This window comes from Pseudomonas sp. B37(2017) (genome assembly GCF_002112885.1).
GTDB lineage: Bacteria > Pseudomonadota > Gammaproteobacteria > Pseudomonadales > Pseudomonadaceae > Aquipseudomonas > Aquipseudomonas paraglycinae.
The window spans coordinates 104,341-117,524 of record NZ_NEIX01000006.1 but is presented as its reverse complement, the minus strand read 5'-3'; the positions used below and the strand labels follow the sequence as shown (position 1 = coordinate 117,524).

Here is a 13,184-nt window from a genome sequence, read left to right as displayed (position 1 = left end):
GTGCCGCGAAGGAATCGATTGGAACTCTGTCTGGGATGCCACCTCTACCGAGGAACATGGCCGAGGATCCGATCCATGAGCGAGGAACTGAAATCTCCAGACCTGACGACTTGGCAGCAAATGTTTGACGATCAGACGTACTGGCAACAATCCCCGGATGCCCATTACTTCGATCTGCAGCGCATTGCTGACGATTTGCTTGGTCAAGGTGCAATCGATCTTGAGCAGTGGCAGATCCTCAGAGCCAAAGCCGATGACCTGCACAAGGACTCACCTGCTGTGAACGTTGCGCGGGAACTCGATGATCCGGAAGCCTGAGGAGGCCTGGAATGAACACTGTCCCTGATAACGAGCACCCCGACGAGCCTCGTCCGCCGGGTGAAACCGAGCGCGACAACGACGCGCTGCGCCCCACCGATCCCAAACAGCGGCAGAGCTCCGGTAAAGGCACCCCCAGTGGCGAGTCCACGGCGCAGGACACTGCGCAACGATCGCGGAACAAACCCTGAAGCGCGTCTATGCTCACTGGCACATCCGTCGCTGACCACGTTGGCGCCGGGTGTTGCCATCCATCACAGGGAAAGTACCGCTTATGAAGCTCCAAGCACTGACGCACGCCATTGCACTTGCCACTGTCCTTTCTACTGCCAGCTTTTCGGCGGTGGCCGCCGATATACCGCTTTCGGCCGCTGTCGAGGCCGACCGGGTCACCACCAAAGTGCTGGCGGTTGACCCGGCCAATCATCAAGTGGTTCTGGAAGGCGCGGAAGGTCGCCAGGTGCACATTCAGCTCAGCGACAAGGCGAAAAACCTCGGAAATCTCAAGGTGGGGGATCTGGTCCAGATCGAGGTGACACGTTCGGTCGCCGCTTATCTGGACACCGACGTGGATAAAGGTCTGCCTGGCTCCACCGAGCGCACCGGTGAACTGCGCAACGCCGTGGGCAGCAGCAACCCCGGTGGCGAGGCCTTTCGCCAGGTTCAGGTACAACTGAAAATCACCAAAATTGATTTGGCGAAAAACCAGGTCACCCTGGAAAACCCGTCGGGCCAGTCGAAAACCCTCAACGTCGAAAAGCCCGAGATTCAGGCCAAACTGAAAAACCTGAAAGTCGGACAGAGCGTCGTAGTCACTTACACCGATGTATTAAAAGTGACCAGTCAGCATGAAAGTTGAGTATTGACTCTACATAATGACTGTTCTTGTACAAGTAATTGTATGAGAACAGTCATATGAAGTATTCGAGGTGGTGATGTCAGAAAGTTTGTCGGGAAATATCGACGAATATTTTCTTTAACTTTTCAGTACATAAATTTCATGTTGAAGCAGGACGACATATCCGCCAATTTCCATTAAAATCCTTCGCGTTCGCCCAGTGTCAGGGCTCTTTACCGGTGCATGGATTGCCAGGCCATTACACTGGGCGAACACCTCCTCGGAGTGGAGGCCAAAGAATTCAGATGCAAAAAGGGCGACTTTGAAGTCGCCCTTTTTTATTGTCTTACTATTTTGCAGGTCGCATGCCTTGTTGTAACTGCAGGCGCTTGAGCGTTTCCTGATACATGGTGGTGCGGCGGTGCTGTGTGCCGTATCCACCGATAGCTGCCACGGTGCCGGCCTGGATGTGATCGAGGTAGCGGAAGATCGTCCGCGGCGGGAGACATTTGATGCCGTAGCCAAGGCTGCTTAAACGATCCTGCAGCGTGTATCCCGGGACCCGGTCGTCCATCGAAAAATGCAGCCCGTGAACCTTGATCAGCCGTGCATTCCACAAGGTGCAGAAGCTTTTCAGGTGAGTTTCCCGGTAGGGTTTTGGATCTCTGGACGGCAATCCCAATTGCTGTTTTGCCCGGCGGAAATAGTGTTTGAAGTAACGCGAAGACAAACGCCAGGTGTCTCTAAGCACGCCGCGATCCAATTGCTCGACGCAACCTACCGCCGCTGTATCCAAAGATTGCATGCACTCATTCATCATCATCGAAAAGACAGTACTGTCAAAAACGAAAGTGTCGGTGTGCAGCAAAAACAGGTAATCGGTTTCAACTTTCGCAAGTGCCAGATCAAGTGCCTTGCCATGAGCGATATGCCCCGCTTCCTTGCCGGGTGAAGGGCGCTCGATCAAGTTGATCCAGTCCAGAGACCGCAAGTAGATAAGGCTTTCATCGGCGGAATCGTTGTCCACCACCCACACCGGAACTTGATGCTCCTTGACGTACTGCTGGAGAAACTCCAGGCACATCCGGGTTATTTCCGGCGTCTTGTAATTGACCAATACAAGACTGAAGGCGGGCAGTTGTTTAGAGGTGGAATCGATCGCACTCATGGTCCGGGCTCACTTCAAGTTGAAGGGTTCTGCTGACGGCAATCAGCACACAGAACCGCTGCTTTGTGGCCCGGATGGTAGGGACGCAACCTTAGTTCAAGCTTAATTTCTAAGCGCCCGGGCCGTGCGACTTGTTACGGCTTGCGACACCGCCGAGGCGCTTGGCGATCAAGCGCGGTTCCACGGTAAGATGCGCCGCCCTTTAAAGCTCAAGGAAGACAACGGCCCGCGCCGTTCGCCACGGATGAAACCACTTTCCCTCTACCACCCGGCCCTTTACTGGCTGCGCGTGTGGCAAAAAAGACTGTTCCGCCACATCGCCTGGCACTGCTCGAGCAAGCGCTACGCGCGGCCTGCCGCGACGTCCGAGCGCTTGCCTTACCGCTACCTCAAACACACCTCAAAACTGATCCGCAAACTCGGCGACTCCGACCTCGCGCTGCAACACAACAAAGTCATCAACCTCAAACTCGCCGTCGCCGCCATCGATGGCGTCACCATCGCCCCCGGCGAATATTTCTCCTTCTGCCGCCTCGTCGGCCGCCCGAGCCGCCAACGCGGCTATGTCGAAGGCATGGAACTCTCATTCGGCGAAGCCCGCACCGGCATCGGCGGCGGCATCTGCCAACTCAGCAACCTCATCCACTGGATGGCCATTCACTCACCCCTGGTCGTCATCGAACGCGCCAACCACAGCTTCGACCCCTTCCCGGACGACGGCCGCGTCCTGCCATTCGGCTCCGGCGCGGCGATCTTCTACAACTACATCGACCTGGTACTGCACAACCCGACGGATCGCAGCTTTCAGCTGAAGTTGAAGGTGGGGGAGACGCAGTTGGAGGGGGAGTTGTTGTGCGATCGGGAGCGGGCGTATCGGTATCACGTGTTTGAAGTGGGGCACCGGTTTGTGCGGGAGGGGGAGCGGGTGTATCGGGAGAATGAGATTTGGCGGGAGGTGAGGGAGAAGGGGCAGGTGGGAGCGTTGATGGAGAGGGAGCGGTTGTATGGGAATCGGGTGGTGGTTAAGTATGAGGTTTTGGAGGGGATGATTGAGGGGGGATAGCGGTCATGTTGTCTCGGACAGTTGGTTTACTCCATATATCGGAAGCGTTTGTCGATTCTAGCTTTCCAGGTTTTTTAATATGTTCTCTAGCGCGATTTTCAGCTCTGCCCAGTTTTTGGCTTTTTCACAATGAGTAGGATTTTGCCAGTCTTGATTGCGGATTAGAGAGATTACAAAGGAACCGTATGTGCTGAATTCTGGATACCATCCGATATCGAGTATTTGGCCGCATGGGAAAGTCGCTTGAAAAAGGTCTTCCTTCAAGTTTTCTATTTCGAGAGAAATGTCGATTGTTTGATCAAGCTGGGAAATGTCATCGAGAGTTATTTTGCCTCCGAGGGTGATGATTTTGCTTGTGTTCATTTAGTTATATCCAGAGGTATTTGAGGGGGGGTTGAGCACTGCTCAGATGTTAGTTGGGTAAAGGGTGATTTGAATAGCTAAGATCTCAACAAAACTCGGAAATATAAGATCTTTATTGTCGTTTTTTAGTGAGATGAAGATGATGGAATTGCCAAGTCTCAGCGAACCGCATCCATCTTCGGTAATAGAAATTAGCTCTGCTGTTATATAGGTTATTTCGGCTTCGTGGCGAATTGAGGGTGTGTTGCTCATTGAGGTGAAGATGTTTTTACCCCAATAAAAATCATCATCAATATTTATTTCGACGTCATAGGGACGGTTTTCTCTTGCCTCTAGAGTGAATAAGCTTGAAAGACCTTCTCCATAAAGGGTGGAGAATTCAACAAGGGTCTTTTCTGTGTGGATTTTAACTATGCGCGATATAGTGGTTTTCATGAGATTATTAGTCGGAGGGTTTTTGATGAGGTTTTTCTTTGATTGGAAAATCTAAAAAAATGCCAAATGGTTTTTAGAGTTAATCCCGAATTATTGGAATAGCAGAGAAAGGTTGTCTAAGGCTTCCAAAATTGGATTCCTTCCATATGACGCTCAATATCGTCCATGTCATCCTCTCCGAGGGTTGAATCAAATTTTGTAGAGATGATTTTTCTCACCTTCGCAAGTCTTTGAGTCACCTTCTCGTTGTCAATAAAATCGGTAGTCGCTTTTTGATAATCGTTGACAGGCTTGTCGCAATAGTAGCTTCCCATTTTGTGCAGCGAAATCAAGATAAATTCAATTTCCTCTAGAACCTCAAGGGCGTCCTCTCCATTGATTTCTATTGTTTTATTGTTTTCTAACATTGATCTTTCCGAAAGTCAGACGATTATTTTTGTCATGAAAAATTGGCTGGTGAGAAAGGTTGGATTTGTTTTCTTTGGCGGAAAATAAATTTGTAGCCTTTAATTGGTGATTTGTTTTCATGTTTTAATTGTTATATATTTTTGTATGGTTGTTATTCGTGCTCTTTGCTATTAGGAAATTGTTATGACTGGTGAAGTTGATCGTCTAAGTAAAACCATGAGTTTTCTGCTGCGTCATAAACCTGAATCTGTTGGGCTGCATTTAGATTCAGAGGGTTGGGCAAGGCTCGACAGTCTTCTGATAGGGATGCAAAAGTTAGGGGTGGTGGCGGATGATGAGGTTGTGAAGAGGGTAGTGTTGGGAAGCGATAAGCGACGATTTGAGATCTCAGAGGATGGGGTGTATGTTCGTGCTGTACAAGGGCATTCGTCAAAATTGGTAACTCGTGATTACCCTGTCGTTCAGCCTCCTTGTTATTTATATCATGGTACTGCCTATCGCTTTGTTGACTCAATTTTTAAAGAAGGGTTGCAAGCTGGGGCTAGGCATTACGTGCACTTGACTGAAAATAAGGACTTAGCTTTTGACGTTGGTCAGCGGTATGGGTCATCCGTTGTTCTACGCGTGAAAAGTCATGAAATGTTTCTTGATGGGTTCGTTTTTTTTAGGGCAGAGAATAATGTTTGGTTGATATCCTCAGTGCCCCCTGAGTATTTAGATAAAATTTAATAGTTATTTTTTCAATTTTCTTCGTTCCATTCTGCATGGGTCTCAATGGCTGTTTTTAGCCAAGTGCAAAAATCAGGATATTCTCCATGAAGCTCCCATCCTTCCGAAGCATAGGCGTGTATTATTAAAACTTTTGGATTTCCAGATAAATCTTCGCCCTCAAAACAAGCAATGTCATCATTCGCGCTGAATTTTGCGAAAGGCACTAGAGTGCGTTTTGGGTAAAGTTTTTTTAGTGTGTTGTGCCAATTGTTTATTTTTCCTTCTTTGTATACTAATAGCCACCAAGGCTCAATGTCTGGTTTAGGCTCCATGGTTGCGAATTCTATAAATTCGCTTGGGAAGTTATAGTTTTCTATTTGTTCAATATCGAGAAAGATCTTCATTTTTTTCCTGTTAGTTTTGGCAAGTCGTCAGAGCCATGTGGGTTTTCATTGCCAAATCTTTTCGGCTTTTGTTTTTGAATTCTAAGTTGCAATGCCTCACCCCACGTGTCGGGCATCACATCGTTTACCTCAAATCGCTCTCTGTTACTTTCTGATAGTGGATCGTTTGGCTTCCACTCTCTCGCCTCAACTTTTATACCTGCCTCTCGTGCAGCTCTAACACGGGTGTTATCCATGCTGGTAAGCTTTCCATCTGGCATGCGGACTACATCAATAGGATCGCCCTGCCATCCATTTTTCTTCATCGAGCTGACAAGATCATCATAGTTGAAGTTTGCACCGGTTCCTCTATCCACTTTGTTATAGGAAACGCTATTTTGGGAGAAGCGTATCTCATTAGGGTCTATGGATTGAACTTTTGGACAAGCGCCAGGTGTGCAGCTCAGACCTAATGGATCGACCCATCCGGTAGGGTTGGGCACATACTGATAGCTGTTCAACCCACCCGCAAGCTTGATCGGGTCAGGGGTCAGAAAACGTCCAGACTCTGGATTGTAGTAGCGATGACGGTTGTAGTGTAGGCCTGTCTCCGCATCGAAGTACTGACCCTGGAAGCGCAACGGGTTATCGATTTCACTGACGTCCAGCGCCGCGAGGTTGCCGTAGGCGCGGTACTTCGCGGACCACATGATCTCGCCACTGTAGTCGGTGAGCTCCTGCGGTGTGCCGAGATGGTCGAGCTGGTAGTAGAACGGCGTTGCCTTGCGCGGGCCTTCGCCGTCGAGCATTGCCAGCGGGCGGAAGCTGCCGGGTTCGTAGATATAAGTGCGATAACGATTGTCACCGCTTTCGGCAATCAGACGTTCGCCTTGCCACAAGAATTCGGTGGTATGGCCATCGACAGTTTTCTCGATGCGACGACCGAAAGCGTCGTACTTGTAGGACGCGGTGCTGCCACCCGGCAGGCTCGCGCCGATCAGTCGATGCTGGGAGTCGTAGCGGTATTCAGTGACGAGTTTCTGGCCAGCGCCACGGCGTTCGCGAATCAGGTTGCCAAAGGCGTCGTAGTCGTAGTGGCGGTCGCCCTGCATCAGCAGACGGTTGCCTTTGACGTTGGCGAGGTTGGCTGTGCCTTCGTTGTTCTGGCCGAGCAGGTTACCGGCCGGATCATGAGCAAAGCTTTCCGGTGTCGAGCCACGAACGCTGATCAAGCGATCAAGCGGGTCGTAGTGGTAGCTGCGGCTACCTTTGCGGCTGTCGTCGATACCGGCGAGGTTGCCGTTTGCGTCGTAGTTGTAGCGGCGCTGGAGCAGGTTTTTGTCGCGTTGGCTGACACTGTGAGCCTGCAAGCGGCCCTGTTCGTCATATTGATACTGGCTGAGCAGCAGGCCCTGCTGGCGCTGCTGTTCGCGACCACCGCTGAACTGGTGAGACGTCAGGCGCGAGCCGTTGAGATCGATGCCGCTGAGCAGGCCGCCGGGTTGATGGCGGTAATCGAGTTTGCTGCCATCGGGCAAGCGACAGTGCTTGAGCTGGCCGACGCTGTCGTACTCATAGCGCAAGGTGCCCCAGCCTTGGTGTTCGGTGACGAGGCGATCTTGCAGGTCGTATTCGTAGGCGAGCGGCCAGTGTCCGTCGTCGACGTTGACCAGGCGGCCGAGGGCGTCGTAGCTGTAGTGAATTTCTTCGCCATCGGGAAGAGTTTTCACCAGAAGCCTGCCTGCGGCATCGCGTTGGTATTCAGTCACCAACTCGCTGCCGTCATCGCCGAATTCGGTTTTCTTCAGCAACTGGCCATTTAGGTCGTATTCGTATGCAGTGCGACGACCGTCGAAGCCGGTTTCTTGCTGGATCAGGCCATTCGGGAAGTAATCGAGGTGGTAATGCTCGCCGCGTTCGTTTTCGATTTCGGTCAGCAGCAGGCGCGAGTTGTCGTAGCGATAGCGCAGCTGGCTGCCGTCAGGATTGATGCGACGGCTGACAAGGTGCAGGTTGTCGGCATATTCGTAACGGGTGACGCGGCCGAGTTCGTCGCGTTCGGCAGTCACGCGCCCATATGGGTTGTAGGTGTAAGCGCGAGTGGCTCCGCCTGGCAGGGTGATTTGCGAGAGACGGTTAGCGGCATCCCACTGATACTGGGTAATCTGGCCGGACTCATCTTGGCGCGTGATTTGCCGGCCGAGTGCGTCGTAGCGATATTTACGCTTACCGCCGTCGGGGAGGCGCTCCTCCAACAATTGGCCAAGGTTGTTCCAGCCCAATTGATGACGGCCACCGTCGGCGTAACTGATTTCCAGCAGTCGTCCCCGGTTGTCGTAGCTGTAGTGGGTCGTGTTGCCATCTGGATCAGTCTGCTGCGTTACATCGCCCTGGTTGTTGCGTTGGTACTTCCAAGTGGCTTTTCCGCGACTGACCTTGCTCACGAATCCACGGCTGTACTCATAGCCGGTGGGTTCGTCTTCTGGTGGAATAACCGCAATCAGTCGCCCGGTTTCGTTGTAATGGAATTCAGTAATTGCACCTAAAGGATCTTGCTCTGCGACCAAACGACCCTTGTCATCATAGGCTTTGAGATTTTCAGCACCGTCAGGGTCAACTTTGGCGACCAGTCGTGCTTTGTCATCGTGGGTGTAGACCTCTTCACTGCCGTCCGCATTGGTGACAGTGACACTACCTTTATCATCCCAAGCGTAGTGCGTGTCCATTTGCGAAAAGTTAGCCCAGTGATGGATGCACCTGGCAGATTTACCTTCCTTCTCCCATTCCCAGTAAAAGATGGCACCACCAGCCAGGCGCCGTTCTAGGATTACGTTCTGAGCGTTGTATGCGTAGTGCTCCGTTTCACCTGCTGCGTTTTTTGCCGCGATCAGTCGATGTTCTGAGTCGTAGCTATAAGCAACTATGGTCTGGATTGTGCTCCATGCATCTTCCAGAGTGTCTGCTGGGATGAATTGCTGATATTCGATGGCTACGATGTGTTTGCGGTCATACCTCAGAAGCAACGCACGACCTGCGCCGTTATCGACTCGCTTGATGCGGCCATGGATATCGCGAGTGATATGCAGCCTGTTGCCATACGCGTCGCTGACAGCAATCAGTGTTGCGCCGGTACGGTTGTAGCGGAAATGATAAAACTGGGAGCGTTCGCCAGCCTGAGCAAGGATGAGCTCAGAGGGATCATCACCAATAAAAATTGCGGCTTCAGAAAGGCTGTTTGTTATTGCTGGACGTTGCAGGCTCGGCAGCGGGAATGTGATAACTCGATTTTCGTGGTCAGTCCAGACTACTTCATCATTGTTGACGTCAACCCGTTGTGCCAGCGCATGACTCCAGCCATAGCCAAGGCCGCAATCGATTTCTGCTGCGCTAGTGCGATAAAGACGAGTCCAGGAAAAAGGCAAAGTACCATCCAGTTCCCCATCAGTCAGTGTCAGCAGTTCTTCGCCGGTCACCATCGAAACCGGGCAACCATTCGTGCATGTGTTTTTAGCGCAAGTTGCACTTTTTTCGTCAGGCGTCTTGGATTGTGCAGGCGCGTCGTGATGGGCTTTTGGTGCTTCGACGGTTGTCACTCGCTTACCGTCAAAACGCAATTCCGAGATGCCGTTTCTCACCTTTGCCGTCACCCCACGCGCCGCAACGGCGGTGTATTTGGCGACGTATTCCATGAATCCTTTGATGATCTTGAATACCGACTCCACAAAACCAGTGACAGCCTTGATGATGATTTGGCCGTATTTTTTCAGGCGGGCGGCGAGATAGATTACGCCCGTACCTTCGGCAGCAATGGTCAGCACGATACCAATCACGATGTCGATGGCGATGCCGACCACCACCGCAGTTGTCATCTTTGCTGATTCACCTGCCAGTTTCGTTGGTGGTAAACCTGCCAACCAGATCACGGCACTGCGTACCATCAAGAACAATGCAGCTTCGTCGCTGGCCAGTAACATCGCCTTTTTCATGACGTCTGGAGATTGTTTGGCCAGATCAATCAACTTTTGGGTGCCCGCTCCCAAATCTTTGGCAAACTTTCCCGGATCCTGAAGGATGTCGAGCACTAGGCTGATGCCATCCCACACCCCTTTGATGGCTTCCCAGCCACCCTCAAGAATCCCGCTGCCAACAGCCATAGCCATGCCGGATGCGGACAAATTCGACCATTGCGGTTTGAACCCGGCCCATTCTTTGCGCAGGAAGCCTTCCAGATCAGCCGTGATTCCTTTGTAGGAATTGAACAATGTATCGATCTGGCCAGGCGTCACTTCGTTGTGAACGCGGATTTTGTAAAACTTGCCGGGAATGCCGCCAGTCCAGCTTGCCTTACCTTGGGCGTCGAGCTTGACCTTGCTGATTGCCCCACCTTCCACAGCAATGATTTCAACGTCGATATTGCCCAGTGGAATGTCATAAACCGATTCGAATTTGCTTTCGATCAGCAGGGGGCCTTTCAGCGGGCACCGAGCCACGTTCGACGTGAAGTCGCCGTCGGTCATGCTCACCGATTTGCTGGTACTTCCGACCTTTATGATGCGTTCCATGCCCAACAGTGAAGGCAAGTCTGCAGTTCGGCTGCCTTTGTCAGCAAGTTGTGCATACCAGGTTTTTGTTTGCTCCTGATAAAGCGTCAAGCTGTCTTTGAAGGTGTTGAGTTGTTTGTCAATGAAAGCAATGCGTTCCTTCGCGATCATTTAGCCTTGCTCCAGAATCAGGTGGTTTAACAGTGCTTCTTTAAGGTTGTCCGGAGCATCCGGGCGACGCACGAAACGGGTGATTTTCAGTTTCAGGTTGTTCTCGGGCCACGCGCTGTAGAGGTCCGGGCGTGCTTCTTCGAGCCATTGCATCAAGTTGCCGATCAGGGTCGTGTGATCCTCTTTCGCCAACTGATCCAGCAACTTCTTCGGCACCTCCCACCACGGCCAATCCTTCGCCTTCGGCACCACCCTCGGCCCGACTTCCAGGCTTCGCCCATTAATCAGATACCGCTCAAAAACCGGCAACACTTCCCCCGCCGTCTCACCCAACCCCTCAAGAATCGGATAGATATGCCGCCCATCCCAAAACCGGAAAAACACTTCGGTCCCGTCCGGCATCTTCACTTGGGTCAAACTGCGCAGATGTTCGAAAACTTCGTTGGGGTCCGAGCGGGAGACCGCCAGCCAGCCCCAGTCGAGGGCGTCGGTTTCGGTGATCCAGGGCAGGAAGGCCGAGTTGGCCTTGAGTTCGGCGACGTAAGGCATCACCGGTTGCCAGGTGGAGTAGGGCGTTCCGCCCCAGACGGGAATGGCCTGTACGGACGGTTCGCTCTGATACAGGGCTTTGAGCGCTTCGGCATCGCTGGCGGCGCTGATGACCAGATACAGCCGCTCGTCTTTCTGCAGCGGCTGTTGCCCCAGCCAGTCTTTGGGTGTCAGTCGATTAGATGGCACAGGCACCTGCCTTGCATTTTTCACACTCTTCGCAGAACGGCGCATTACGTTTGAGGGTGTTGATTTGCGCCGGCGTCAGTACGGCGCCAGCCTTGTCGGCATCCGCCTGTTTCAGCACGCCCGGCATCAATGGCGCAGCACCAGTGCCGCTGCCCGGTCCGCCGCCTGAGTTGATGTTGATCGCCGGCCCGCTCATGGTCACGCCGCCGCCATCGATCTTTATGAAGCTGCCACCGCCGACCAGCGTCAGTTCAGCCCCAGCCTCCAGCACCACCTTCATGCCACTGCTCAGGTGAATTTCCTGGCCGGCGTCGATGAATTGCCCGGTGCCGATCTTGATGTGCTGGTTCACGCCCACGGTCAGGTGGTCGTTGGCGCGTGCTTCGACTTTGCGGTCTGCGTAAACGGTGTGGTGTTCTTCGGCCTTGAATTCCGTGTAGCTGTTCTTTTCCACAACGTCGTGGCGTTCGTTGCCTACGCGGATTTTCTGGTCGTGTTCGATGTTCTCGTCCCAGTCGCGCTGGGCGTGGAGGAAGATCTGTTCCTGGCCTTTCTTGTCTTCGATGCGCAGTTCGTTGAAGCCGCCGCCACCCATCGAGCTCAGGGTCTTGAAGGTGGTGCGCGTCTTGTTCGCCGGCAGGGCGTAGGGGACGGTGTTTTCCTTGTGGTACAGGCAGCCGCTGATCAGCGGCTGGTCGGGGTCGCCTTCGAGGAAGGTGACCAGCACTTCCATGCCGATGCGCGGGATGGCGATGCCGCCGTACTGGGCGCCGGCCCAGGCGCTGGAGACGCGCAGCCAGCAACTGGTCTTGTCGTCGGCGAGGCCGTCGCGGTCCCAGTAGAACTGGACTTTCACGCGGCCGTATTCGTCGCAGTGGATTTCTTCACCTTTCGGGCCGGTGACCACGGCGCTCTGGCTGCCGAGGATGCGCGGCTTTGGATGATTGAGGGGCGGGCGGTTCGGCACGTCCCACGGGGTGGCCTGGAAGCGGTTGCGGTAACCCTGATGGAAATCGTCTTTGAGCGCGGTGGTGTCACTGGTGACCGACTCTTCCAGCACTTGCGGCTGCTTGCCTTCGTGATGGACTTCGGTGAGCAGCCACAGGTCATTCCACTTGGCCTTCGGGTGTTCTTTCAGCGCGAGGAAATGGCCGCTGACCAGCAACGGCTGGTCGCTCTTGCCTTCGGCGAGCTGGAAGTCGCTGCGATGACGTTCGAGGGCGCGTTTGGCCAGGTGTTTGCCGCGTTCGCGGTCGACGAAACGGCCCGGGTAATCGTAGTCCTCGAGGTCGGGCAGGGCGTCGCCACGGTTTTCGCTTTCGAGGGTGATCCGCGGTTTTTCGAAGTCGTAATCGCGGCGGGTGGTGCGGCTGGTGCGGGTTTCCAGGCGAAGGTCGAAGCGCTTGATCACCGGGTCGCTGGCGACCATGCCGGAGTCCTGCTGATAGGCCACCGGCGCCAGTTTCTTAAACACCGTCTGGTCATCGCCGAACACCAGTTTGTGCGCCGTCGCGGTGTGCTGGAAGTGGTAGTGAATGCCTTCTTCTTCGCACAGGCGCTGGATGAAATGCAGGTCCGATTCGTCGTACTGCACGCAGTAGATGCGATCGGGGTAGATCGAACCGGTCTGAAACTCATAGGCGTTGCCCTGGATGCCGTGTTCTTCGAGCACCTTGCCGATGATTTTCGGCACGCTGAGGTTCTGGAAGATCCGCTGGTTGATCCGGTGGGCGAGGTACGCGAGTTGCGGGCGCAGGGTCACGGAGTAGCGCGTCAGGCGCTTGCCGGAATCGCCTTGCGCGGCGCGGTAGATCAGGGCGTGGATGCCGCTGCCGTCGGGCGACAGTTGCAGGAAGGCCGGTTTGTGCAGCAGGGTTTCGAGGTCCAGCGACGGCTGCTCACTGACCAGCTCCACCTCGAATACGAAAGGCTGGCTGACGGCTTCCCGACCGGTAAGGGTAAACACCTGGAAATCGGCGGAAAGACCTTCGATGGTCAGGGCAAAGTGGGTTTCATTGGCCGGCGCGAACATCCCTTGTTCCTCGTG

At 53.5% G+C, this 13,184-nt stretch carries 13 protein-coding genes; 5 read left to right on the top strand and 8 right to left on the bottom strand.

The window, feature by feature from the left end:
- The first annotated feature begins 75 nt into the window (after positions 1 to 75).
- The 3 genes from CAF90_RS16855 (at position 76) to CAF90_RS16845 (ending at position 1,177) form a co-directional block, all read left to right on the top strand.
- The gene (locus CAF90_RS16855) at positions 76 to 318 is read left to right on the top strand and encodes a hypothetical protein (protein ID WP_007956199.1); all 243 of its coding nucleotides are present in this window, start codon (positions 76 to 78) and stop codon (positions 316 to 318) included.
- Between the two features lie 11 nt (positions 319 to 329).
- Positions 330 to 509: a hypothetical protein gene (locus CAF90_RS16850; protein ID WP_007956200.1), complete on the top strand. Its 180-nt coding sequence runs from the start codon at positions 330 to 332 to the stop codon at positions 507 to 509.
- A gap of 83 nt (positions 510 to 592) precedes the next feature.
- The gene (locus CAF90_RS16845; protein ID WP_085607644.1) at positions 593 to 1,177 is read left to right on the top strand and encodes a hypothetical protein; all 585 of its coding nucleotides are present in this window, start codon (positions 593 to 595) and stop codon (positions 1,175 to 1,177) included.
- 328 nt (positions 1,178 to 1,505) lie between these two features.
- On the opposite strand, the gene CAF90_RS16840 is transcribed toward CAF90_RS16845, so the two are convergent.
- The gene (locus CAF90_RS16840; RefSeq protein WP_085607642.1) at positions 1,506 to 2,324 is read right to left on the bottom strand and encodes a glycosyltransferase family 2 protein; all 819 of its coding nucleotides are present in this window, start codon (positions 2,322 to 2,324) and stop codon (positions 1,506 to 1,508) included.
- 244 nt (positions 2,325 to 2,568) lie between these two features.
- Here CAF90_RS16840 and CAF90_RS16835 point away from each other — a divergent pair, with 244 nt between their 5' ends.
- Complete coding sequence (locus tag CAF90_RS16835; protein WP_085607640.1) at positions 2,569 to 3,387, top strand: VanW family protein; 819 nt, start codon at positions 2,569 to 2,571, stop codon at positions 3,385 to 3,387.
- A gap of 57 nt (positions 3,388 to 3,444) precedes the next feature.
- Here the strand turns inward: CAF90_RS16835 and CAF90_RS16830 are convergent, their stop codons facing one another.
- From CAF90_RS16830 to CAF90_RS16820, 3 genes are all read right to left on the bottom strand, one after another.
- Positions 3,445 to 3,750 carry a hypothetical protein gene (locus CAF90_RS16830; RefSeq protein WP_085607638.1) on the bottom strand — a complete coding sequence of 102 codons (306 nt, stop codon included), beginning with the start codon at positions 3,748 to 3,750 and terminating at the stop codon, positions 3,445 to 3,447.
- Positions 3,751 to 3,792: 42 nt separating this feature from the next.
- Positions 3,793 to 4,185: a hypothetical protein gene (locus CAF90_RS16825; protein ID WP_085607636.1), complete on the bottom strand. Its 393-nt coding sequence runs from the start codon at positions 4,183 to 4,185 to the stop codon at positions 3,793 to 3,795.
- Between the two features lie 116 nt (positions 4,186 to 4,301).
- Positions 4,302 to 4,592, bottom strand: a complete 291-nt coding sequence (locus tag CAF90_RS16820) for a hypothetical protein (protein ID WP_085607634.1) — start codon at positions 4,590 to 4,592, stop codon at positions 4,302 to 4,304.
- Between the two features lie 184 nt (positions 4,593 to 4,776).
- Here CAF90_RS16820 and CAF90_RS16815 point away from each other — a divergent pair, with 184 nt between their 5' ends.
- Positions 4,777 to 5,322, top strand: coding sequence for an RNA 2'-phosphotransferase (locus CAF90_RS16815; RefSeq protein ID WP_085607632.1), 546 nt, complete (start codon positions 4,777 to 4,779; stop codon positions 5,320 to 5,322).
- Positions 5,323 to 5,333: 11 nt separating this feature from the next.
- Here CAF90_RS16815 and CAF90_RS16810 read toward each other — a convergent pair whose 3' ends face one another.
- Genes CAF90_RS16810 through tssI form a run of 4 tightly spaced genes read right to left on the bottom strand, consistent with a single transcriptional unit; the run spans position 5,334 to position 13,169 of the window.
- On the bottom strand, positions 5,334 to 5,708 hold the full coding sequence (locus CAF90_RS16810; RefSeq protein WP_074687771.1) for a hypothetical protein: 375 nt from the start codon (positions 5,706 to 5,708) through the stop codon (positions 5,334 to 5,336).
- Positions 5,705 to 10,399: an RHS repeat-associated core domain-containing protein gene (locus tag CAF90_RS16805; protein ID WP_085607630.1), complete on the bottom strand. Its 4,695-nt coding sequence runs from the start codon at positions 10,397 to 10,399 to the stop codon at positions 5,705 to 5,707. The genes CAF90_RS16810 and CAF90_RS16805 overlap by 4 nt, the downstream gene beginning before the upstream one ends.
- A complete protein-coding gene (locus CAF90_RS16800; RefSeq protein WP_085607628.1) occupies positions 10,400 to 11,137 on the bottom strand; it encodes a DUF4123 domain-containing protein in 738 nt (245 codons plus the stop codon).
- A complete protein-coding gene (gene tssI / locus CAF90_RS16795; protein WP_085607626.1) occupies positions 11,127 to 13,169 on the bottom strand; it encodes a type VI secretion system tip protein TssI/VgrG in 2,043 nt (680 codons plus the stop codon). Before tssI ends, CAF90_RS16800 begins: the two co-directional genes overlap by 11 nt.
- Positions 13,170 to 13,184 lie beyond the last annotated feature (15 nt).